We start from the raw sequence: 22,810 nt of genomic DNA on the forward strand, positions 1-22,810 counted from the left end.
CGCAGGACGATGACCACCGACCACTCCTCGCACACCACCCCCGCCCCGGCCACCCCCGGCGGCCCGATGACCGTCGTCCTCGACCTCACCGGCCAGGACCCGGCCGCACCGCCCGTCCTGGAGCTGCGCGGCCCCGTGGACCCGCACCGCGTCGAGGCCGCCCTCGACCGCCTGGCCCGGCTCGGCACACGCCCCGCCCCCGCCTGGCGGCCGTGCCTGGAGCCCGCCGACGACGGGCACCACACCCTGCGCCTGACCCCGGGCGGGCCGCAGCCCGGCGACGCGCCGTTCCCCGCCGGGCTCCTCGCGGACCTGCTCACCGTCGCGGAGAGCGGCCCCGGGCCCGCGCCCCGGATCGAGCCGACGCCGCTGCAACGAGAACTCCTCGCGGACGCGGACGCGCACCCCGGCACCGAGGGCTGGTGCGAACAGCTCGCGGTCACCTGGTACGGGCCGCTCGACCCGGAACGGCTCGCCGCCGCCTGGCAGTCCGTCGCCGAACGGGAGAGCGTGCTGCGGGCCGCCTTCGAGGAGGGGCCCGAGCCGTGGATCGTCTGCCACGAGGGCGCCGGGCCCGAAGTGCTGCGCTTCCCGCACGGCACCGTCGACTGGCAGGCACTGGTCGAGGCCGACCGGCGCCGGGGTCTCGACCCGCGCCGCCCGGGACCGCTGCGCGTCACCTTCCTGGGCGGCGGCCCGGACGCGGCGGGCAGCACCCGCGTCCTGCTGAGCTTCCACCCCGCGCTCCTCGACGACTGGAGCGTGCGGCTCCTGCTGCACGAGTTCTACCGCGCCTACCTGGCGGGCGGCGAGCTGCCCGGCGGCACCCGCCGCCCCGACCTCGGCGACTACACGCGCTGGCTCGCCGCCCAGGACACCGCCCCGGCCCGCGAGTTCTGGCGCGATGCGCCGCCCGGCCCCGCCACGTATCCGCCCGCCGGCAACGGCACCGGCCAGGTCCGCGCCCGGATCACGCCCGAGGAGAGCGAACGGCTCGCCGCGTGGGCGGGCGGCCTCGGCTGCCCGGAGAGCAGCGCCCTGCACGCCGTGTGGGCGCTGGCCCTCCACCGGGCCGGCGGTCACGAGGGCGCCGCCGACATCAGCTTCAGCGCGGCGGTCTCCGGCCGGGGCATCCTCCTCGACGGCGTCGAACGGCTGCCCGCCGCCCTGCGCAACCCGCTGCCGATGACCGCGGGCGTCAACCCGTACGCCCCGCTCGCCGAACTCCCGGTCCGCCTGCGCGACCAGGCCCTGGACGTGTCCGGGTACGAATGGGTGTCGCAGGGGCGCATCCGGTCCTGGACCCGCCCCGGTGGCTCCGCGGCCCCGGCCGCCGTCCCGCGCACCGGCAGCCTCGTCGTCTTCGAGAACCGGCCGCGCCCGCCCGGCGACCTCGCACCGGCCCTCGCCGCGCTGGGTGTCCGCGTCAGCACCCCCGACACGCTGGGGGCGCGCACCGGATTCCCGCTCACGCTCGTCGCCCACCGGGACGACGAGGGGGGCCTCGTGCTCACCGCCACCTGTCTCGGGACGGGTCTCGCCCAGGCCGAGGACCTGCTCACCAGGACCGCGCACGCCCTGCGCGAACTGCCGCGCACGGCGACGCCCGAGACGACGGTCGGCGGGGCGCTCGCGCTCCTCGCGGCACCGCCGGACCGGACACCGCGCGGACGGCCCGGCACCCGGCGCGCGGCCGCCCTGACGGAGCTGCGCCCCGCCGCGCGCCCCGGCACCGGCACCGTCTGCCTGGTCCGGGCGCCGGGGACCCCGCTGTCCGCGCTGACCCGGGTCGCTTACGCCTACCGGGGGCCGGAGGCCGTGGTGCTGCTGCGGCCGCCGCCGTACGCGGACGCCTCGGCCCCGGCCGCCGATGCCGTGGCGGGGGCGCTGACCGACCTCGGCGGCCCCCTCGTGCTCGGCGCGTTCTGCGGGGGCGGCGAGCGGGCCTACGCGCTCGCCAGGCAACTCGTCGCCGCCGGTTCCAGGCCGCCCGGAGTGGTCCTCACCGGCACCGCGACCCCGGCCGGGGCCTTCGCCCACACCCTCGAAGCGGTGGTCCGCCGCATCCGGTGACCGCCGCGGTCACCGCCAACCGCCCCACCTCACATCTCAGGAGAGTCATGACGACACGTCTGTTCACCTCGGAGTCCGTGACCGAGGGACACCCCGACAAGATCGCCGACCAGATCAGCGACGCGATCCTGGACGCGCTCCTCGCCCAGGACCCCGGCTCCCGCGTCGCGGTCGAGACCCTGATCACGACCGGACAGGTCCACATCGCGGGCGAGGTGACGACGTCGGCGTACGCGGACGTGCCGGGCATCGTGCGCCGGACCATCCTCGACATCGGCTACGACTCCTCCGCCAAGGGCTTCGACGGCACCTCCTGCGGGGTCTCCGTCTCCATCGGCGCGCAGTCCCCGGACATCGCGCAGGGCGTCGACACGGCATACGAGAAGCGCGTCGACGGCTCCGGCGACGACACGCTCGACCAGCAGGGCGCCGGCGACCAGGGGCTCATGTTCGGCTACGCCTGCGACGAGACGCCCAGCCTGATGCCGCTGCCGATCGACCTGGCGCACCGGCTCTCGCGCCGCCTCACCGAGGTCCGCAAGAACGGCACCGTCCCCTACCTGCGCCCCGACGGCAAGACCCAGGTGACGATCGGCTACCTGGGCAGCCGCCCGGTGCGCCTGGACACGGTCGTCGTCTCCAGTCAGCACGCCGCGGACATCGACCTCGACGGCCTGCTGGCCCCCGACATCCGCGAGCACGTCGTGGAGCACGTCCTGAACGAGCTCGCCGACGAGGGCATCAAGCTGGAGACCGACGACTACCGGCTCCTGGTCAACCCGACCGGCCGCTTCGAGATCGGCGGCCCGATGGGCGACGCCGGCCTCACCGGCCGCAAGATCATCATCGACACGTACGGGGGCTACGCCCGGCACGGCGGCGGCGCCTTCTCCGGCAAGGACCCGTCGAAGGTGGACCGCTCGGCGGCGTACGCGACGCGCTGGGTCGCCAAGAACGTCGTCGCCGCCGGCCTCGCCACCCGCTGCGAGGTCCAGGTCGCGTACGCGATCGGCAAGGCCGAACCGGTCGGTCTCTTCGTGGAGACCTTCGGCACCGCGAAGGTCGCGCAGGCCCGGATCGAGAGCGCCATCCGCGAGGTCTTCGACCTCCGCCCGGCCGCCGTCATCCGCGACCTGGACCTGCTGCGCCCCGTCTACCGGCAGACCGCCGCCTACGGGCACTTCGGCCGCGAGCTGCCCGACTTCACCTGGGAGCGCACCGACCGCGTCGAGCAGCTCAAGGCCGCCGCCGGTCTCTGACCGGTGCCCAGTCGAGAGGGACAGGAGTTCGTATGCGTATCGCGGTGACAGGCTCCATCGCCACCGACCACCTGATGGTCTTCCCGGGCCGGTTCGCGGACCAGCTCATCGCCGACCAGCTCGCCCATGTGTCGCTCTCGTTCCTCGTGGACGACCTGGAGGTGCGGCGCGGCGGAGTGGCGGCCAACATCGCCTTCGGGCTCGGCTCGCTCGGACTGGATCCGCTGCTGGTGGGCGCCGTCGGCAGCGACTTCGCCACGTACGAGGTGTGGCTCAAGGAGCACGGCGTCGACACCGGTGCGGTGCGCGTGAGCGACGAGCGGCAGACCGCCCGTTTCTCGTGCATCACCGACCAGGACGACAACCAGATCGCGGCGTTCTACGCAGGCGCCATGGCGGAGGCCCGGGAGATCGACCTGACGGCGGAGGCGTCCCGGGCCGGGGGCGTCGGCTTCGTCCTCGTCGCCCCCGACGACCCGGCCGCCATGCTGAGGCACACCGCGGCCTGCCGGGCCCTCGGCGTCCCCTTCGCCGCAGACCCCTCCCAGCAGCTCGCCCGCCTCGGCGGCGACGAGGTGCGCGAGCTGGTCGACGGCGCCCGGTGGCTGTTCACCAACGAGTACGAGGCGGCGCTCCTGCTGGAACGCGCCTCCTGGGACCGCGACGACGTGCTGGGCCGCGTCGGCACCTGGGTCACCACGCTCGGCGCGCGGGGCGCCCGCATCGAGAGCGCCGGTTCCCCCGCCCTGACCGTGCCGGGCATCGCGGGCGTCGAGACGGCCGACCCGACCGGGGTGGGCGACGCGTTCCGCTCCGGCTTCCTCGCCGCCACCGTCCGGGGAGCCGCCCCGGAGCAGGCGGCGCAACTGGGCTGCGCGGTCGCCTCGCTGGCCCTGGCCGCCGTGGGGTCCCAGTCCTACGAGCCGGAGCGCGGGCACCTGCTGGACATCCTGCGGCGGCAGTACGGCGCCGAGGCGGCGGCCGCGCTCGCCCCCGTCCTGGGTGGTGCGTCATGACCGCGGGGGAGCGGGTCGCCGCACTCCGGGACGCGCTCGCCACCCGTGTGGTGGTGGCCGACGGCGCGATGGGCACCATGCTCCAGGCCCAGGACCCGACCCTTGAGGACTTCCAGCAGCTGGAAGGGTGCAACGAGGTCCTCAACGTGACCCGCCCCGACATCGTGCGCTCCGTCCACGACGCGTACTTCTCCGCGGGCGTGGACTGCGTCGAGACGAACACCTTCGGCGCCAACCACGCGGCGCTCGGCGAGTACGACATTCCCGAGCGGGTCCACGAGCTGTCCGAGGCCGGGGCGCGCATCGCCCGCGAGGCCGCCGACGCGTTCACCGCCTCCACCGGCGAACAGCGCTGGGTCCTCGGCTCCATGGGCCCGGGCACCAAGCTTCCGTCGCTCGGTCACATCCGGTACGCCACGATCCGGGACGGCTTCCAGGCGAACGCCGAGGGGCTGCTCGCCGGCGGCGCGGACGCGCTGATCGTGGAGACGACGCAGGACCTCCTCCAGACGAAGGCCGGGCTGGTCGGTGCGCGCCGCGCGATGGACGCGACAGGGGTCCGGGTCCCGCTGATCTGCTCGCTCGCCTTCGAGACGACCGGGACGATGCTCCTCGGTTCGGACATCGGCGCGGCGCTGACGGTCCTGGAGCCGCTGGGCATCGACCTCATCGGCCTGAACTGCTCGACAGGCCCGGCCGAGATGACCGAGCACCTGCGCCACCTGGCCCGCCACTCGGCGACCCCGCTGATGTGCATGCCCAACGCGGGTCTGCCGGTGCTGGGCGCGGACGGCGCCTACTTCCCGCTCGGGCCCGACGGCCTGGCGGACGCGCAGCAGGCGTTCGTACGGGACTACTCCCTGTCGCTGGTGGGCGGCTGTTGCGGGACGACGCCGGACCACCTGCGGGCGGTGGTGGAGCGGGTGCGGGGCGTCGTGCCGCCGGACCGGACCCCGCAGCCGGAGCCGGGCGCCGCGTCCCTCTACCAGACGGTGCCGTTCCGCCAGGACACGGCGTACCTGGCGATCGGTGAGCGTACGAACGCCAACGGGTCGAAGAAGTTCCGTGAGGCCATGCTCGAAGGCCGCTGGGACGACTGCGTGGAGATGGCCAGGGAGCAGGTCCGCGAGGGCGCGCACATGCTCGACCTGTGCGTGGACTACGTGGGCCGCGACGGGGCCGCCGACATGGACGAGCTCGCGGCGCGTCTCGGGACCGCGTCGACACTGCCGATCGTCCTGGACTCCACCGAGGTGGACGTGTTGCGCACCGGCCTGGAACGGCTGGGCGGGCGGGCCGTCGTCAACTCGGTCAACTACGAGGACGGGGACGGGCCCGAGTCCCGCTTCGCCAAGGTCACGCAGCTGGCGGCGGAGCACGGTGCCGCGTTGATCGCGCTGACCATCGACGAGGAGGGCCAGGCCCGCACCGTCGAGCACAAGGTCGCCGTCGCGGAACGGCTCATCGCGGATCTGACCGGCACCTGGGGCATCCGCGAGTCGGACATCCTCATCGACACCCTGACCTTCACGATCTGCACCGGTCAGGAGGAGTCCCGCAAGGACGGTATCGCCACCATCGGGGCCATCCGGGAGCTGAAGCGGCTCCACCCGGACGTGCAGACGACGCTGGGTCTGTCGAACATCTCCTTCGGTCTGAATCCGGCCGCGCGTGTCGTGCTGAACTCGGTCTTCCTGGACGAGTGCGTGAAGGCGGGCCTGGATTCCGCGATCGTGCACGCGTCGAAGATCCTGCCGATCGCCCGGCTTGAGGAGGAGCAGGTCGAGGTCGCCCTCGACCTGATCTACGACCGCCGCGCCGAGGGCTACGACCCCCTCCAGAAGCTCATGGAGCTCTTCGAGGGCGTCAACATGAAGTCGATGAAGGAGGGCAAGGCCGAGGAACTGGCCGCCCTGCCGCTGGACGAGCGCCTCAAGCGGCGGATCATCGACGGCGAGAAGAACGGCCTGGACGACGACCTCGCCGAGGCCCTGACCAGCCGCAAGGCCCTGGACATCGTCAACGACACGCTGCTCGACGGCATGAAGGTCGTCGGCGAGCTGTTCGGCTCCGGGCAGATGCAGCTGCCGTTCGTCCTCCAGTCCGCCGAGGTCATGAAGGCCGCGGTGGCGTACCTGGAACCGCACATGGAGCGGGCCGAGGGCGAGGAGGGCAAGGGGACCATCGTGCTGGCCACCGTCCGGGGCGACGTCCACGACATCGGCAAGAACCTGGTCGACATCATCCTCTCCAACAACGGCTACAACGTGGTCAACCTGGGCATCAAGCAGCCCGTTTCGGCCATCCTCGACGCGGCGGCCGAGCACAAGGCGGACGTCATCGGGATGTCGGGGCTGCTGGTGAAGTCCACCGTGATCATGAAGGAGAACCTGGAGGAGCTGAACCAGCGCAAGCTGGCCGCCGACTACCCGGTCATCCTCGGCGGCGCCGCGCTGACCCGCGCCTACGTCGAGCAGGACCTCCACGAGATCTACGAGGGCGAGGTGCGCTACGCGCGCGACGCCTTCGAGGGCCTGCGCCTGATGGACGCCCTCATCGCCGTCAAGCGCGGCGTCCCCGGCGCCGCACTGCCCCCGCTCAAGCAGCGCCGCGTACCCCTGAGGGAGCAGCCGAGGCTTGAGGAGCCGGCGGACGCCGGCCGGTCGGACGTCGCCGTCGACAACCCCGTCCCCGCTCCGCCGTTCTGGGGCAGCCGGGTCGTCAAGGGCATCCCGCACAAGGAGTACACCTCCTGGCTGGACGAGGCCGCCCTGTTCAAGGGGCAGTGGGGGCTGAAGGGCGACACGATCGAGGCGGAGGGCTGGCCGAGGCTGCGGATGTGGCTGGACCGGCTGCGTACGGAGAACCTGCTCGAAGCGGCCGTCGTGCACGGCTACTTCCCGTGCGTGTCCAAGGGCGACGACCTGATCATCCTGGACGAGAACGGGCACGAGCGGACCCGGTTCACCTTCCCCCGCCAGTCGCGCGGCCGCCGCCTGTGCCTGGCGGACTTCTTCCGGCCGGAGGAGTCCGGCGAGACGGACGTGGTCGGGCTCCAGATCGTGACCGTCGGTTCGAAGATCGGCGAGGCCACCGCGGAGCTCTTCGCCTCCGGCTCGTACCGCGACTACCTCGAACTCCACGGTCTCTCCGTGCAGCTGGCGGAGGCGCTGGCCGAGTACTGGCACGCGCGGGTCCGCGCCGGACTCGGGATCGCCGACCGCGAACCCGACGGCCTGGACGGCATGCTGCGCACCGAGTACCAAGGCTGCCGCTACTCGCTGGGCTACCCGGCCTGCCCGGACCTGGAGGACCGCGCCAAGATCGCGGACCTGCTGCGGCCGGAGCGGATCGGGGTGCACCTCTCCGAGGAGTTCCAGCTCCACCCGGAGCAGTCCACGGACGCCATCGTCGTCCACCACCCCGAGGCGTCGTACTTCAACGCGGGCCGGGCGGGGGGTGGCCGGTGATGGACCTGGTCACGGACCGTCCGACGTTCTCCTTCGAGTTCTTCCCGCCCCGCACCGCCCAGGGCGAACGGACCCTGTGGCAGGCCATCCGCCGCCTGGAGCCGCTGGGCCCCGACTTCGTGTCCGTGACCTATGGCGCGGGCGGGTCGTCCAGGGACCGGACCATCGACGTCACGAAGCGCCTGGTGACCGAGACGACCCTGCGGCCCGTCGCCCACCTGACCGCCGTCGGGCACTCGGTCGCCGAGCTGCGACACATCATCGGCCAGTACGCGGACGCCGGGGTGCGGGACGTACTGGTGCTGCGGGGCGACCCGCCCGGCGACCCCAAGGGGGAGTGGACCGCGCATCCGGACGGCTTCCACCACGCCTACCAGCTGGTCGAACTGGTCCGCTCGCTGGGCGACTTCACCATCGGTGTCGCCGCCTTTCCCGAGCGGCACCCGCGCTCGCCGGACTGGGACAGCGACACCCGGCACTTCGTCGCCAAGTGCCGTGCGGGGGCCGACTACGCCATCACGCAGATGTTCTTCGACGTGGAGGACTACCTGCGGCTGCGGGACCGGGTGGCGGCGGCCGGCTGCACCACCCCGATCATCCCGGAGATCATGCCGGCCACCGACGTCCGGCAGATCCGCCGCTTCGCGGAACTCTCCGACGCCGCCTTCCCCGAGGACCTGGCCCACCGCCTGGAAGCCGCGCAGCACCGTCCGGACATCGCGTACGAGATCGGCGTGGCCCACGCGACCCTGATGGCCGACCGGCTGCTCGCCGAAGGCGCGCCCGGGCTGCACTACATCACGCTGAACAAATCGACGGCGACCCTCGACATCCACCGCAACGTCATGAGCACTAGGAGCCTCCATGCCAGTTGAGACCATTGATTTCAAGGTCGCCGACCTCTCTCTCGCCGCTTTCGGGCGGAAGGAGATCACGCTTGCCGAGCATGAGATGCCCGGTCTGATGTCGATCCGCAAGGAGTACGCCGCCGCGCAGCCGCTGGCGGGTGCTCGCATCACCGGTTCGCTGCATATGACCGTGCAGACGGCGGTGTTGATCGAGACCCTGGTCGCCCTCGGCGCTGAAGTGCGCTGGGCTTCCTGCAACATCTTCTCCACGCAGGACCACGCGGCCGCGGCGATCGCGGTCGGCCCGAACGGCACTCCCGAGGCGCCCGCCGGTGTCCCCGTCTTCGCGTGGAAGGGGGAGTCGCTGGAGGAGTACTGGTGGTGCACGGAGCAGGCGCTGACCTGGCCGAACACGCCGACCGGTGGTCCGAACATGATTCTGGACGACGGTGGTGACGCCACCCTGCTGGTCCACAAGGGCGTCGAGTTCGAGAAGGCGGGTGCGGCTCCGGACCCGGCGACGGCGGACAGTGAGGAGTACGCGCACATCCTGACGCTGCTGAACCGGACGCTGGGTGAGTCGCCGCAGAAGTGGACGCAGCTGGCTTCCGAGATTCGTGGGGTGACGGAGGAGACCACGACGGGTGTGCACCGCCTGTACGAGATGCACCGTGACGGCAGCCTTCTGTTCCCCGCGATCAATGTGAACGACGCGGTGACGAAGTCGAAGTTCGACAACAAGTACGGCTGCCGGCACTCGCTGATCGATGGCATCAACCGCGCCACCGACGTCCTGATCGGCGGGAAGACCGCTGTCGTCTGCGGTTACGGGGATGTGGGCAAGGGGTGTGCGGAGTCGCTGCGGGGCCAGGGTGCCCGGGTGATCATCACGGAGATCGACCCGATCTGCGCGTTGCAGGCGGCGATGGACGGCTACCAGGTCGCCACTCTGGATGACGTGGTGGAGCAGGCGGACATCTTCGTCACGACGACGGGCAACAAGGACATCATCATGGCCTCGGACATGGCCCGGATGAAGCACCAGGCCATCGTGGGGAACATCGGTCACTTCGACAACGAGATCGACATGGCCGGTCTGGCGAGGATCGACGGCATCGTCAAGGACGAGGTCAAGCCCCAGGTCCACACCTGGACGTTCCCCGACGGCAAGGTCCTCATCGTGCTCTCCGAGGGGCGTCTGCTGAACCTGGGCAACGCGACCGGGCACCCCTCCTTCGTCATGTCGAACTCGTTCGCGGACCAGACCCTGGCCCAGATCGAGCTGTTCACCAAGCCCGAGGACTACCCGACCGACGTCTACGTGCTGCCCAAGCACCTCGACGAGAAGGTCGCCCGACTCCACCTCGACGCCCTCGGCGTCAAGCTCACGACCCTGCGCCCGGAGCAGGCGGCGTACATCGGTGTCGAGGTCGAGGGCCCGTACAAGCCAGACCACTACCGCTACTGACGCCTCAGTCCTACGAGGTGATCGCCCAGAGACCCCCTGGAGAACCGCTAGAGACGAGGCCCGGTGACGTGGCTCGTGCGGCGAGGGCCTGCCTACGCTGCGGATGAAGGCCGTACCCGACGGTCCTGCCGCTGCCACCCCCCACCGGAGAGCGCCGCCACCGCCGCCACCGTGCGGACCCCCACCACATCCGCACGCGACCACTCCCTCATGACGAGAACGACGAGCACCACACCACCACGCAGGCCACGACAGACGGGACGAACATGACGAACACGACCCTTGTGATCGGCGGCACGGGCAAGACCGGGCGGCGGGTCGCCGATCGGCTGTCCGCCAAAGGGCTCCCCGTACGCATCGGATCGCGCTCCGGCACGCCTCCCTTCGTCTGGGAGGACCCCGCCACCTGGGACGCCGCCCTCGACGGGGTGAGCGCCGTCTACATCACCTACTACCCCGACCTCGCCTTCCCGGGGGCCGCCGAGACCGTCGGCGCGTTCGCGAAGGCCGCCGTCGCCAAGGGGGCGCGCCGTCTGGTGCTGCTGTCCGGGCGCGGCGAGGAGGGCGCGGTCATCAGCGAGGACAAGGTGAAGGAGTCGGGCGCCGACTGGACCGTCGTCCGCGCCAGCTGGTTCAACCAGAACTTCAGCGAGAGCTTCTTCCACGACCTGGTCATGGCCGGCGAGATCGTCCTCCCGACCGGGGACGCGGTGGAGCCGTTCGTGGACGCCGACGACATCGCGGACGTCGCCGTCGCGGCGCTCACCGACGACAAGCACATCGGCAAGACGTACGAGCTGTCCGGCCCGCGCCTGCTCAGCTTCGGCGACATCGCCCAGGAGCTGGGCAAGGCCACCGGCCGCACCATCACGTACATCCCCGTGAGCGTGGACGAGTACCGCCAGGCCCTGGAGGAGAACGGGCTCCCCGTCGAGTTCGCCGACCTGTTCGGGCTGATCCTCGACGGCCGCAACGCCCACCTCGTGCACGGCGTCGAGGAGGCCACCGGCCGCAAGCCGAAGGACTTCGCCGACTTCGCCCGGGACGCCGCCGCCAGCGGTGTCTGGAACGCCTGACCGACACCGGGACCCGTGGGACGGGCGGCCGCACCCAGCGCGGCCGCCCGTCCCTGTCCCCGTCCCCCTCGTGTGAGGAGGCACCACCCATGACCGGTACCGAACCGATGACGAGCGAACACCTCCCGTCGCTGCCCGGGCACTTCCACGGATTCGCGCTGATGCACATCGCGATGCGCCGCGACGCCGCCCGCCTCGTGGCCGTCGCACGCTCCGGGCCCGGCGCCCGCACCGGCGGAACGGTCACCTGGTGGCACAGCCTGCGCGAAGTGATCGACTGGCACCACCACAGCGAGGACGCCGTGCTCTGGCCCGAACTCCGGCGCGCCGTCCCCGGCTTCGGCCGGGCCGCCGACGCCATCGACGGCGACCACCAACGCCTCGACGCGGCGATGGACGCCGTCGGCGCCGCGCTCCGCCCGGGCGCCGACCCCGGGGCACTGCGCCCCGCGGCCGACACCTTCGCCGCCGTCCTGCGCGACCACCTCGCCGCCGAGGAGCGCATCGCCTTCCCCGCCTTCACCGCGCTCGGCGCCACGCGCTACGCGTCCGTCGAACGGCGGTTGCTGCGGACCGCGCCGCCCGGCGTGCTCGGCCGCCTCCAGCCCTGGATGTTCGACGGGGCCGACCCGGCATCCGTGGCCCAGGTCGCCGCCACCATCCCGCCACCGGTACGGCTGCTCGGCCGGACGGTGCTGCGCCGCCGCTACGAACGCCTGCTCGCCCCCGTACTGCGCCCCGCACCACGCCCCGAGGAGAAGCCATGACCGCGCCGACCACCTCCCTCCCGGCCCGGCCGGGCGGACGCACCGAAGCGTCGCTGTACGCGGCCACCATCGCGATGGGGCTGAGCGCGGGGCTGTACTTCGCGTTCGACGTGTCCGTCATGCCGGGGCTCGACCGCACCGACGACGCGGCCTTCGCGAGCGCCATGGGCCACATCAACGACGCCATCGAGAACGGCTTCTTCGGGCTCGTCTTCTTCGGCGCGTTCCTGGCCACCGGGGTCTCCGGCGTCTCCCTGCGCCGCCTCGGCCACACCCGCGCCGCGCGCTGGACCTGGGCCGCGCTCGCCCTCTACTCGGCGGCCGTCGCCGTCACGATGAAGGTCAACATCCCCCTCAACCGGCAGCTCGCCCGGCTGACCGCGGAGGCGTCAGGACCCGAGATCGCCGTGATCCGTGACCGGTTCCGGGGCGCCTGGACGCCGGCCAACGCCGCCCGCACCCTGGCCTGCACGGCGGCCCTCGCCTGCCTGGGCCGGGCGCTCACACTGCGGGCCCGCGCCTGACCTGCGGCCTTCCGGCCGGATCATGCCGGCTCAGGGAGAGGCGGCCGGCCCCCGCCCGGGACCGGCCGCCTCTCCCTGAGCGCGCCGCGCTATCCGTGGTCCCGCGTCAGCTCGCTGACCGCGCCCACCACCGTCTGCGGCGCCTCCAGGGGCAGCATGTGCCCCACGTCCGGCACCTCCTCGAAGCGCGCCCGGGGCAGCGCCTCCGCGACGACCCGGCCGAGCCGCGGCTCGATCACCTTGTCGCGGGTGCCCGCGAGGACCACCGCCGGCACGGTCACCGACACCAGGGCCTCGCGCAGGTCCATGCCCCGCGAGGAACGGAACGCCTCCGCGCGCATCGCGGGCCCGGCGGCGGCGAACATCTGCCGGTTCACCTCGCTCAGCCGCCGGTCCGCCTTCGGGCCGAGCATGTTCTGCCCGAGGAGCTTGCGGCCCAGGGCCGGGCGCGAGACGGCCCGCTGGAACAGCGCGCTGCCCATCATGCGCACCTCGCTGTCCGGCGTGTCCTGGTCGTGCGCCGCGGTGGCCAGCAGCACCAGGCCGCTCAGCGCGCCGGCGTTCCGGTTCTCCGACGCGGCGTACGACAGGGCGGCGAACCCGCCCCCGGAGTGCCCGACGACGACGGCGTCCGGTGCCTCCACATGGGCGAGGACCGCGGCCAGGTCCGCCCCGAGCCGGGCGATCCCGAAGGGCTCGGTGCCCTGCGTGGACGCGCCGTGGCCCCGCAGGTCGTAGGAGACGACGCGGTGCCCGAGGCGGATCAGCCGGTCGGCCACCGTGCTCCACACCCGGCGCGACGCGCCCCAGCCGTGGACCAGCACCACGGTCACGCCGGTCGGGGGCGTGAGCGGCGGCAGGACGGACACCGCCAGGCGGGCCCCGTCGTCGGTGCGCACCTGCGTCTCGGTCGCCGGCGCGGCGGCCACCGTCGTCATCGGGTACTGCCCTCCAGCTTCCGGGCCTTCGCCGCCTCACCGGTCCGTGCGGCCGGAGCGGTCCCGGCCGCGAGGACCTCGCCGAGCCGGACGAACGCCTTGCTGGTGGCGGTGGAGTGCTCCGCGCCGATGTCGGCGACCTTCGCGAGGACCTTCAGGAAGCCGTTCGGCCGGCCCACGAAGTGCATGCCGACCTTGGTGCGGCCGCCGTCGAGCGGCTCCAGGTAGAAGTCGCTGGTGCCCCGGAACACCCCGGACACGTAGTCGACCGACAGCAGCCGCTGGGGCTCGACGGCCCGGGTGCGCGCGGTGAACCGCAGCTTCGGGCCGCCCTTGTCGACGCCCTTGGTGTGCACCGTGACCGCGACCTCGCCGCCCACCTCGTCCGGCGAACCGGACACGGCGGCGAAGGTGTTGGCCGGCACCCACCAGCGGCCGGCGCCTCGGAACTCGGCGATCAGCGCCTCCCACACCGCCTCCGGCGGCGCGTCCACGATCGCCTCGTCGATCAAGTCGTAAACTGTCATGCCGATTCTCCTGTCGGGGTGTTCCGGGTGGCGGTCTGGGTCTCGCCGGCCGGGGCCCTGGCGTCCCGGATCAGCCGAAGAAGCCCTGACCGGGGGTGAGGATGCCCGCCGCGTCGTAGCGCTGCTTCGCCGCGACGAGGACCTTCCAGCGGGCGCCGAAGTGGGTCCGCCAGTCCGCCGGGGTCATGTTCGGGATCGCGCCCACCAGATAGCGCTTGGCACCCAGCGCGACCGCCTTGTCGTACAGGCGGCGGTTCTGGTCCAGCATCCGCGCGATGTCCGCGCCCGGGGCGGGGAAGCGCAGCACGTCGCACAGGTACGCGGTCGGCTCGGAGGGCTGCACCGACAGCGGTCGGGTCAGCTTCGACGTCGGGTACGGGTAGTAGAGCAGGAAGCCCGCGCCCAGGTCGTCGCCGTTCAGCTCGGCGGTCAGCAGGTCCGCGAACGCCTTCGCCTTCGACGCCGGGACGAACAGGCTCAGCCACGGCTTGGGCTGGCCCCAGAAGTCGTTCTCCTTGAGCCACGCCTCGTCGCCGTCGGTGCGGAACACGGCCTCGCGGAAGGACAGGTCCTCGATCGTCGCGGACGCCCGCTCGTCGTGCAGACCGGTGAGCAGCGCGGTGCGGTCGGGGGCGGTGCCGCCCTTCCAGTACGCCTGGCCCTCCAGCTTGTACCACCAGCCGGAGTTGTCCGGGGTTCGGGCGATCTCGCCGACCTGGCCCTCGAACCGCTTCTCGGCCATGAGCTTCTCGGAGTCGGCGAGGAACGCGGACACGTCGTTGTAGTAGAGCGTGAAGACGGTCATCTTCGGCGGTGCCGGGATCAGGGCGACCTCGGCGCGCACGATGATGCCGACCTGGCCGCCGCCGCCGAGCGCCGTGTTGAACAGATCGGCGTGGCAGCTGGGGCTGGCCGTGACCAGGTCGCCGTTGCCAGTGACGATGTCGATCGACTTCACGGTGTCGATCTGCAGCCCGTAACGCGCCACGGTGGAGCCGATGCCGCCGACGCTGAGCGTGCCGCCTATCGACAGGTGCAGGTAGTCGGTGAGCGCCGGCGGGGTCAGGCCCCGGGCGAGGGCGGCGTCGGTGAGCTGGGCCCAGGTGACACCGGTTTCCACCACGGCGGACGACGAGCCGATGCGGACGATCCTCGTCAGGCCGCGCGCGTCGATCGCGATGCCGCCCTGCGGGACCTGCGCCTGCCCGTAGCAGGAGTGCGACTCCTCGTCGCCGTTCTGCCCGCCGCGGCCGTTCATCGCGATCTTCAGCCCGTTGGCCCGGGCGTAGTTGACCATCTTGACGATGTCCTGCACCGAGCCGGGACGCAGCACCGCCCAGCACGCGCCGGTCACCATGTGGCCGAAGTCGTGGTTGAACGTGGACGTGACACCCGCCGAGGTCTCCAGCGTGCCGTCGAGCGACGGCAGGCTCGCCGCCGTATGGGCGAAGGAGTCCGACTCACGTGCCCACGCCTGGTGCGAAGTGCTCCAGCCGATGACCGTGGCGGCCGCCATGCCCCCGAGGATGCTGCGCCGCGTGATGGGGGTGCTGCTGCTTCTCATTCGGTCTGTCTCCCGTCCATTACGTGTGGTTCAGGGCCGGCAGGCCGGCGCCCGCGAGGGTGGCGAGCTGGTACTCGGAGGGGGTGAATCGCTTGGTCTGGCGACGGAAGCGCCAGGTGTACGTCGGCCAGATCGACGGGTTGCGCCCGTGTGCGTCGAGGTACCAGCTCTTGCAGTTGCCTGCGTTCCACACGGTGCCATCGAGGCGGGCCTGCAGCCGTTCGTTCCAGTCGTCCTGGACCGTCTTTCGAACCTCCACCGAGGCCAGGCCCTTCTGGTCCATGACCTTCAGCGCGTCCAGCACGTAGCCGATCTGCGCCTCGATCATCACGACCTGCGAGGAGTGCCCCAGGGTGGTGTTCGGGCCGAGCAGCAGGAACAGGTTCGGGAAGCCGGCGACGGTGGTGCCGCGGTGCGCGGCCATGCCGTCCTCCTGCCACACCTCGCGCAGCGACCTGCCCCCGCGGCCGGTGATCCGCCCGGCGACCGGGCGGTCCGTGGCCTTGAAGCCCGTGCCCAGGATGATCGTGTCGATCTCCCGCTCGGCCCCGTCGGCGGTGACGATCGAGTGGGCGGTGACCTTCGCGATGCCGTCGGTGACCAGGTCCACGTTGGGCTGCTGGATCGCCGGGTACCACGTGTTGGAGAACAGCAGGCGCTTGCACGCCATCACGTAGTCCGGGGTGAGCTTCGCGCGCAGCGTCTCGTCGGCGACCGACTTCTTCAGGTGGTCGCTGGCCATCTTCTGCATCTTCCCGGCGACCTTGGGCCGCTTCATCACGAAGGCCAGGATCTCCCGGCCCCACATGTTGAAGTTGCGCCGGAAGTTCTGGTAGCCGGGGACGCCGCGCAGCAGCTTGGACTGGAGCGGGCTCGTCGCCTTGTCGTTCTTCGGGCCGATCCACGGCGGGGTGCGCTGGTAGAGGTCGAGCCGCCCCACCTCGGGCTGGATCTTCGGCACGAACTGGATGGCGGAGGCGCCGGTGCCGATCACGGCGACGTTGCGCCCGCTCAGGTCGTGGTCGTGCCGCCAGCGGGAGGAGTGGAAGACGGTGCCCGCGAAGTCGGCGAGGCCCGGGATGTCGGGGACCGCCGCCTCGCTGAGGTAGCCGGTGCCGCTCACCAGGACCTGCGCGGTGTAGTCGCCCTGCGAGGTCTCGATGTGCCAGCGCCGGGTCGTCTCGTCCCAGCGGGCCCCGAGCAGTTCGTGTCCGAAGCGGATGTGCGGACGCACCCCGAACCGGTCGGCGGTGTCCCGCAGATACGCGTACAGCTCGTCGCGCTTGCCGAAGGTGGACTTCCACTCCGGGTTCTGCGCGAACGAGAACGAATACAGGTGGGACATCACGTCGCAGGCAGCACCCGGGTAGGAGTTGTCCCGCCAGGTGCCGCCCACCTCGTCGGCGCGTTCGAAGACGAGGAAGTCGTCCACGCCCTTCTGCAGCAGCCGGATCGCCATGCCGAGGCCGGAGAACCCGCTGCCGATGACGGCGACGCGCAGATGCCGCTGCGGTCCGCCGCCGCCGGCCGGGCGGCTGTCCTCGTCGCTGCGCGGCGGCTCTAGAGTGCTCGTCACGTCAGCCTCCTAGCGGCGCGCGATGGTGACGCGGAAGTTGTTGAAGAACTTGTCCTCAAGCGTGTACGCGAAGATGTCGAGGTAGCGCTCGAAGCGGGCCACGACCTCCTCGCCCTCCATGGCGACGGCCTCGTCGCGGCGCTCGGCGAGCAGCTGCAGCCAGGCACGGCAGGCCACCGCGAACGACTCGCGCTCGTTGACGACCTCGACCACGTCGAACAGGCCCTCGGCGGCCTGCGTCAGCTCGTGCAGGTGCGGGATGTGGCAGTTCTCGAACTCCGAGCGCTGCAGGAACTTCAGGTCGTCCAGCAGCTGCCGGTTCATGGGCAGCGCCTCGGCCGTCATGGTGTGCAGCACGAAGCGGGCGCCCGGCTTCAGGGTGGCGCCGACCTTCTGGAAGAACACCCGGTACTTCTTGGTGCGCTCGCGCGGCGGCAGCGTCGAGGAGACGAAGTGCTCCAGGGCGTTGATGCAGAACGCCGCGTCGTACGGGTCGTCGGTGGTGTGGTCCTCCCAGGACTCCACCCGGGTGGTGATCCGCGGGTTGTCCAGGCCGGCGATGAACTGCTCCTGCGTGCGGCTGAGCGTCAGCCCGACCGCCTGCTCGACGCCGTGCACCGTGGTGACGCGGTTGAGCATGGTGCCCCACCCGCAGCCCACGTCCAGGACGCGGCGGGCGTTCGCCGCTCCGGCCAGCTCGACGAACTTGTCCAGCTTGCGCTCCTGGGCCTCGTCGAGGGCCTCGGTGAGACCCTCGCCCTCCTCCCAGTAACCGCCGGAGTACATCATCGTCGGGCCCAGCAGGAGGCGGTAGAAGTCGTTGCTCACCTCGTAGTGGTGCCTGATCGCGTCGACCTCGGGGACCGACTGGTTTGCGACCGTGGTCATCTTCGTCCTCAACTCCCGTCCGGCTCATGCTCATGGCGTGGTGCCTGCGATGTCATCGCGAGACGAGAAAACCCCCGCATCGCAAGAGACGTGCAACACGACGGGGGCGCCGGCTGTTGCGCGCCGGTTGCGTGCGTACGGGTTCCATGCGTTTCGACAAGGCCAAGCCCTGCGGAGGAAGGACCTCACCCCATGTCTCTGCCCACCATCGAAGAACTGGCGAGCCAGCTCGAGGCCGTGTCCGGCGCCCAGAAGGTCGACCCGGACCACCCGCTCCAGCACATCCCGGACGTGGACTCGCTGGACCTCATGGAGTGGCTGTACGGGTTCCAGAACACCTACCCGGACATCCCGGCCGACGAGTCGCTCTTCGCCGACCTGGACGACACCACGACGCTGCGCCACGTCTACGACCGCATCCTGGCGCTCGTGCCGGCGCAGGCCTGAAGCGGGCGCGCATGAACGGCTTCGACATCACCGGATGGGGCATATCCGTCCCCGAAAAGGTGGTCACCAGTGCGGAGCTCGCCGAGCGCTTCGGCGTGGACGAGCACTGGATCACCAGCCGGTGCGGGATCAGTGAACGGCGCGCCGTCGGGCCCGGCCAGACGACTGCCTCGCTGGCCGTCGAGGCCGGCCGGCGCGCCCTCGCGAAGGCGGGCCTGAGCGGCGGCGACATCGCCCATCTGATCGTCGCCACCGCCACGCCCGAGCAGCCCTCGCCGGCGACGTCCGCGTTCGTCCACCACGAACTGGGCATCGCCGGCAGCGCGCACGACGTCAACTCCGAGTGCGCGGGCTTCGTCTACGGGCTCGTCTCCGCGATGGCCCTCATCGCGATCGACCCGCGGCCGATCCTGCTCATCGGCTCCGACACCCACACGCTGACCGCGAACCCCGCCGACCGGGACCTGTCGATCCTGGTCGGGGACGGCGCGGGAGCCGTCGTGCTCGTCCCCGCGGCCGACAGCAACGTCCTGGCCTGGAACCTGGGCGCGGACGGCAGCTGCACCGGCAGCCTCAAGGTCCTCGCGGGCGGCAGCCGTATGCCGACCACCGAGGAAACGGTGCGCCAGGGTCTGCACTACGCGCAGATCAACGGGAACGAGATCTATCTGAACGCCGTGCGGTACACCGTCCGTACGGTCCGGGAGACGCTGAAGACCGCCAAGGTCGAGGCGGCCGACGTACGCCACGTCATCCCGCACCAGGCCAACATCCGCATCATCAACTCGATCCTCAGCCACACCGGACTGCGGCCCGAGGCCCTGGTCGCGAACCTGCACAAGTACGGGAACACGGCGTCCGCGTCCATCCCAATCGCCCTGGCCGAGGCGCTGGACGAGGGCCGCATCCAGAACGGCGACCTGGTCCTGTTGGCCGGCTTCGGCGCAGGCATGACCTGGGGCTCCATGCTCCTCGAATGGCGCGGAGGGACACGATGAGTACGCAGAAGCCCGCCGGCACCCGGCCCGAGCACCCCGTCGCCCTGGTGACGGGCGCCTCCGGCGGGCTCGGCCAGGCGCTGGCGATCGAACTGGACGCCCTCGGCTGCAAGGTGGCCGTCCACTACAACAGCGCGAAGGACGCCGCGCTCGCGGTGCAGGAGAAGCTCACCAACGACTCCGTCCTGGTGACCGGCGACGTCGGCTCGTACGAGGCCGTCACGGCCATGCACGCGCAGATCGCCGAGCAACTGGGCCCGGTCGACGTCCTCGTCAACAACGGCGCGATCCGCCGTGACCAGGTCATGGCGATGCAGAAGCCCGAGGACTGGGCGGCGGTGATCCAGACCAACCTCATCGGCTCCTTCCACACGGCCCGGGTGTGCGTCCCGCACATGCTGCGCAAGCGGTGGGGCCGGGTGATCAACGTGGTCTCTCCCTCGGGGCTGATCGCGACGGCCGGGCAGACGGCGTACTCCGCGTCCAAGGCCGGCCTGATCGGCTTCACCCGGACCCTGGCCGCCGAGTGCGGGCGGCGGGGTGTCACGGTCAACGCGCTCTCACCCGGATTCATGATCACGGGCATGACGCAGACCCTCCCCGACCACGTGGTGGAATCGATGGAGAAGAAGGCGCCGGTGCCCCGCTTCGTGACCGTGGAAGAGGTGGCGCGCAGCTCCGCCCTCTTCCTCGACCAGGACTGTATGACCGGTCAGGTCATCAGCATCGACAGCGGCGTCACCATCACCTGATATCCACTCCGGGGGGCTTTCCGAGGAAAGCCCCCCGGGAAAAAAATTCCGCACGAAACGTCCGCTGAATGCTCCTGCGAACCGGATTTCGCAGGAGCATTCAGCGGACGTTTCCCTGCCCGGGCGGGGCCTACGCGGCCGGCGGGAGCAGGGGCGCGTACGCGCTCATCAGGAGCGGGTCGACGCTCGCCGGGCCGCGGTACGGGGCCACCGCACGGGCCGCCTCGCGGGCCGGGTCGGGCTCTCGGAGCAGGCCCAGATAGAGCGTCTGGGTGGACGGGGCGGGCTCGATGCCGAGCTCGTCCGACAGGAGCTCGCGCAGCTGCTGGTAGACGCGCAGCGCGTCGGCCCGGTTGCCGGCGGCGGCGTGCGCCGTCATCCGGCAGCGGTGCGCGCTCTCCCGGAACGGCGCCCTGCGCACCGCCTCGTCGGCGTACCGCAGGGCGTGGTGGCTGTTGCCGAGGGCGGCGGCCGAGGCGCTGGACAGCTCCAGGGCGCTCAGGCGCACCGCCTCGATGCGCTCGCGCGTGGTGTTCACCCACTCGCCCTCGTGGGCGGGCAGGAACGCGCCGCGCAGATTGGAGACCGCGCCGGAGGCCAGTTGCAGGGCCACCGCGTGCGCGCCCTCCCGGCACGCCTGCCGGGCCTCGGAGACCGACGCCTCGGCCGTCTCCACATCGGTCAGCGCGTCGCCCGGCAGATGCAGCAGGTAGCGCCCGCTCTGGGCGACCAGCGGAGTCTCGCCGGGCCTCTGGTGCGCGCTGGTGACGAAGGACCGCACCCGGCTGACGACACTGCGCAGCGCGGACGCCCAGGTGTCGGGCAGGCCCTGTGGCCACAGCGTGTCCGCGAGCTGGTCGCGGCTGGTGCCCGCGGAGCGCTCCAGGACCAGCCGGGCGAAGGCGATTTGGGCCTGTGCGCTCGACAGGTGCCGGGGCGGTTCCGCCTCGTGCTCGATGCTGACAAGTCCTACGAGCCGGATCAACACGTCGACACTCCCCCTGCGGCAGATCAGGAACCGAGCGGGGAACACGGCGCCGTTGCTTTCTCTTTGCGCCGTTCAGTTCTCGCCATTCCCCGTGATGTCGACGTGACCTTCGCAGGGGCGTTCAGGCCGTGTCAATTGAGCCCGGGAACATACCGGGGAGAATGAGTGGAAGCCCAAGTTCCGCTGAATCGCGGGTCCATGTTTCTTCTCTTCTCCATGGATTCACCAGGGGTTTTCTAGTGAATCCCGAGTGGCTTCGAGCGTAATTCGAGAAGGGCTCCGGCTTCCTTGTTGCGGCGGCGTTGCGGAGCGCGGCGTAGAAATCCTGTCATGAATAGGCCGTTCGCCGGCCGACTGAATCAGTCTGAGGAGACCCACGTGAACGCAACCGGAGGTTGGGAACGGCTGGCGCCGAAGCTGGCCGCCACGAACAGGCGCGTGGCGGCACTGGAGTCCGAGCCGGAGCGCCGCAACAGTTTCGTCTCCTACACGGTCGAGCGGGACAGCGCCTACGCCGATCTCGACGGACAACGGCTGCTGATGATGTCCGGCTACAGCTATCTGGGTCTGGGCGGCGACGAACGCGTCGTCGCCGCCGCCAAGGCCGCCGTCGACCTTTACGGCACCGGCAACCACGGGGTCCGCGCCCTGGCCGGCACGATCCCGCTGCACGAGGAGCTGGAGGCGGAGGTCGCCAGCTTCGCGGACCGCGAGGCGTCCATGGTCTTCAGCTCGGGCTACGCGGCGAACGTGGGCACCGTCGGCGGTCTCGTCGGCGCCGGCGACACCGTCTTCATCGACAAGTACGACCACGCCTCCATCGTGGACGGCTGCCGGCTCTCCGGCGCCACCGTCACCCGCTTCCGCCACAACGACGTCGACCACCTCGACCGGCGCCTGGCCGCAGCCTCGCCCGACGGGGTGCGGCTCGTCATCGTCGACAGCGTCTACTCCATGGACGGCGACATCGCCCCGCTGCCCGAGCTGCGCAAGGTGTGCGACGAGCACAACGCGCTGCTCATGGTGGACGAGGCCCACGCGCTCGGCGTCATCGGCGCCACCGGGCGCGGCATCGAGGAGCACTTCGACCACCGGGTGAAGGCCGACGTCAAGCTCGGCACCCTGTCCAAGGGCATCCCGTCCATGGGCGGCTGGGTCACCGGACCCGCCGAGCTCATCGGCCACCTGCGCTACGCCGCCCGGCCGTTCCTCTTCTCCGCCGCCCTCGCCCCCGCCCAGGCCGGAGCCGCCCTGGAGAGCCTGCGCATCCTGCGACGCGAACCGGAGCGGGTCACCCACATCCAGCGCGAGTCCGCCCGCCTGCGCGCCCTGGTCAACGCCCAGGGGCTGCGTACGCAGGACAGCGAGACCGCGGTGCTGCCGCTGATCGCCGGCTCCGACGAGAAGGCGTACGACCTGGCCACCGCCTGCCGCCGCAACGGCGTCATCGGCATCCCCGTGGTCACCCCGGCCGTCCCCAACGACCTGGCCAGGCTGCGGATCGCGGTGACCGCGCGGCACACGCCCGAGGACATCGACTTCGCCGCCGACGCGTTCATCAAGTCCGCCCGCGAGTGCGGCATCATCCCGGCCTGACCGGCCGGTCCAGCCCCCGGGACACCGGACGGAGA

General features: G+C 71.4%; 19 protein-coding genes. 13 read left to right on the forward strand and 6 right to left on the reverse strand.

Annotated elements, in window-relative coordinates:
• Nucleotides 1-9: 9 nt before the first annotated feature.
• The 9 genes from ACZ6C6_RS27160 to ACZ6C6_RS27200 all read left to right on the forward strand — a co-directional run bounded on the left by ACZ6C6_RS27160 (nucleotide 10) and on the right by ACZ6C6_RS27200 (nucleotide 12,501).
• Nucleotides 10-2,073 (forward strand): condensation domain-containing protein, encoded by a 2,064-nt coding sequence (locus ACZ6C6_RS27160; protein ID WP_469206193.1) that lies wholly within the window; start codon nucleotides 10-12, stop codon nucleotides 2,071-2,073.
• 47 nt (nucleotides 2,074-2,120) lie between these two features.
• Nucleotides 2,121-3,332, forward strand: coding sequence for a methionine adenosyltransferase (gene metK / locus ACZ6C6_RS27165; RefSeq protein ID WP_469206195.1), 1,212 nt, complete (start codon nucleotides 2,121-2,123; stop codon nucleotides 3,330-3,332).
• A gap of 32 nt (nucleotides 3,333-3,364) precedes the next feature.
• Nucleotides 3,365-4,348 carry a carbohydrate kinase family protein gene (locus tag ACZ6C6_RS27170; RefSeq protein WP_469206197.1) on the forward strand — a complete coding sequence of 328 codons (984 nt, stop codon included), beginning with the start codon at nucleotides 3,365-3,367 and terminating at the stop codon, nucleotides 4,346-4,348.
• A complete protein-coding gene (gene metH, locus ACZ6C6_RS27175; protein WP_469206199.1) occupies nucleotides 4,345-7,818 on the forward strand; it encodes a methionine synthase in 3,474 nt (1,157 codons plus the stop codon). The genes ACZ6C6_RS27170 and metH overlap by 4 nt, the downstream gene beginning before the upstream one ends.
• Entirely contained in the window at nucleotides 7,818-8,693 is an 876-nt protein-coding gene (gene metF / locus ACZ6C6_RS27180; protein ID WP_469206200.1) for a methylenetetrahydrofolate reductase [NAD(P)H], read from the forward strand. The genes metH and metF overlap by 1 nt, the downstream gene beginning before the upstream one ends.
• Nucleotides 8,683-10,134, forward strand: a complete 1,452-nt coding sequence (gene ahcY / locus ACZ6C6_RS27185; protein WP_469206202.1) for an adenosylhomocysteinase — start codon at nucleotides 8,683-8,685, stop codon at nucleotides 10,132-10,134. The genes metF and ahcY overlap by 11 nt, the downstream gene beginning before the upstream one ends.
• A 266-nt stretch (nucleotides 10,135-10,400) precedes the next feature.
• Entirely contained in the window at nucleotides 10,401-11,210 is an 810-nt protein-coding gene (locus ACZ6C6_RS27190; RefSeq protein WP_265546711.1) for an NmrA family NAD(P)-binding protein, read from the forward strand.
• 89 nt (nucleotides 11,211-11,299) lie between these two features.
• The gene (locus tag ACZ6C6_RS27195) at nucleotides 11,300-11,977 is read left to right on the forward strand and encodes a hemerythrin domain-containing protein (RefSeq protein ID WP_469206204.1); all 678 of its coding nucleotides are present in this window, start codon (nucleotides 11,300-11,302) and stop codon (nucleotides 11,975-11,977) included.
• Nucleotides 11,974-12,501: an anthrone oxygenase family protein gene (locus ACZ6C6_RS27200; protein ID WP_365687127.1), complete on the forward strand. Its 528-nt coding sequence runs from the start codon at nucleotides 11,974-11,976 to the stop codon at nucleotides 12,499-12,501. The genes ACZ6C6_RS27195 and ACZ6C6_RS27200 overlap by 4 nt, the downstream gene beginning before the upstream one ends.
• A gap of 89 nt (nucleotides 12,502-12,590) precedes the next feature.
• On the opposite strand, the gene ACZ6C6_RS27205 is transcribed toward ACZ6C6_RS27200, so the two are convergent.
• The 5 genes from ACZ6C6_RS27205 to ACZ6C6_RS27225 all read right to left on the reverse strand — a co-directional run bounded on the left by ACZ6C6_RS27205 (nucleotide 12,591) and on the right by ACZ6C6_RS27225 (nucleotide 17,994).
• Nucleotides 12,591-13,439, reverse strand: coding sequence for an alpha/beta fold hydrolase (locus tag ACZ6C6_RS27205; protein WP_469206207.1), 849 nt, complete (start codon nucleotides 13,437-13,439; stop codon nucleotides 12,591-12,593).
• Nucleotides 13,436-13,966 (reverse strand): SRPBCC family protein, encoded by a 531-nt coding sequence (locus tag ACZ6C6_RS27210; RefSeq protein WP_469206209.1) that lies wholly within the window; start codon nucleotides 13,964-13,966, stop codon nucleotides 13,436-13,438. Before ACZ6C6_RS27210 ends, ACZ6C6_RS27205 begins: the two co-directional genes overlap by 4 nt.
• A 70-nt stretch (nucleotides 13,967-14,036) precedes the next feature.
• Nucleotides 14,037-15,530, reverse strand: coding sequence for an FAD-binding protein (locus ACZ6C6_RS27215; protein WP_469206211.1), 1,494 nt, complete (start codon nucleotides 15,528-15,530; stop codon nucleotides 14,037-14,039).
• Nucleotides 15,531-15,549: 19 nt separating this feature from the next.
• Entirely contained in the window at nucleotides 15,550-17,106 is a 1,557-nt protein-coding gene (locus ACZ6C6_RS27220; protein ID WP_469206213.1) for a flavin-containing monooxygenase, read from the reverse strand.
• A 9-nt stretch (nucleotides 17,107-17,115) separates the two neighbouring features.
• Nucleotides 17,116-17,994: a class I SAM-dependent methyltransferase gene (locus ACZ6C6_RS27225; RefSeq protein ID WP_164404286.1), complete on the reverse strand. Its 879-nt coding sequence runs from the start codon at nucleotides 17,992-17,994 to the stop codon at nucleotides 17,116-17,118.
• A 192-nt stretch (nucleotides 17,995-18,186) separates the two neighbouring features.
• Between ACZ6C6_RS27225 and ACZ6C6_RS27230 the strand changes: the two genes are divergently transcribed.
• Genes ACZ6C6_RS27230 through ACZ6C6_RS27240 form a run of 3 tightly spaced genes read left to right on the forward strand, consistent with a single transcriptional unit; the run spans nucleotide 18,187 to nucleotide 20,191 of the window.
• Nucleotides 18,187-18,441: a hypothetical protein gene (locus tag ACZ6C6_RS27230; RefSeq protein WP_018105947.1), complete on the forward strand. Its 255-nt coding sequence runs from the start codon at nucleotides 18,187-18,189 to the stop codon at nucleotides 18,439-18,441.
• 11 nt (nucleotides 18,442-18,452) lie between these two features.
• Nucleotides 18,453-19,439 carry a 3-oxoacyl-ACP synthase III family protein gene (locus ACZ6C6_RS27235; RefSeq protein WP_469206216.1) on the forward strand — a complete coding sequence of 329 codons (987 nt, stop codon included), beginning with the start codon at nucleotides 18,453-18,455 and terminating at the stop codon, nucleotides 19,437-19,439.
• Complete coding sequence (locus ACZ6C6_RS27240; RefSeq protein WP_365687118.1) at nucleotides 19,436-20,191, forward strand: SDR family NAD(P)-dependent oxidoreductase; 756 nt, start codon at nucleotides 19,436-19,438, stop codon at nucleotides 20,189-20,191. Before ACZ6C6_RS27235 ends, ACZ6C6_RS27240 begins: the two co-directional genes overlap by 4 nt.
• 130 nt (nucleotides 20,192-20,321) lie before the next feature.
• Here the strand turns inward: ACZ6C6_RS27240 and ACZ6C6_RS27245 are convergent, their stop codons facing one another.
• Nucleotides 20,322-21,179, reverse strand: a complete 858-nt coding sequence (locus ACZ6C6_RS27245; RefSeq protein WP_469206218.1) for an AfsR/SARP family transcriptional regulator — start codon at nucleotides 21,177-21,179, stop codon at nucleotides 20,322-20,324.
• A 378-nt stretch (nucleotides 21,180-21,557) separates the two neighbouring features.
• Here ACZ6C6_RS27245 and ACZ6C6_RS27250 point away from each other — a divergent pair, with 378 nt between their 5' ends.
• Nucleotides 21,558-22,775 (forward strand): aminotransferase class I/II-fold pyridoxal phosphate-dependent enzyme, encoded by a 1,218-nt coding sequence (locus ACZ6C6_RS27250; protein WP_365687115.1) that lies wholly within the window; start codon nucleotides 21,558-21,560, stop codon nucleotides 22,773-22,775.
• The last annotated feature ends 35 nt before the right edge of the window (nucleotides 22,776-22,810 follow it).

The sequence above is a fragment of the Streptomyces sp. NPDC041814 genome, assembly GCF_055590565.1.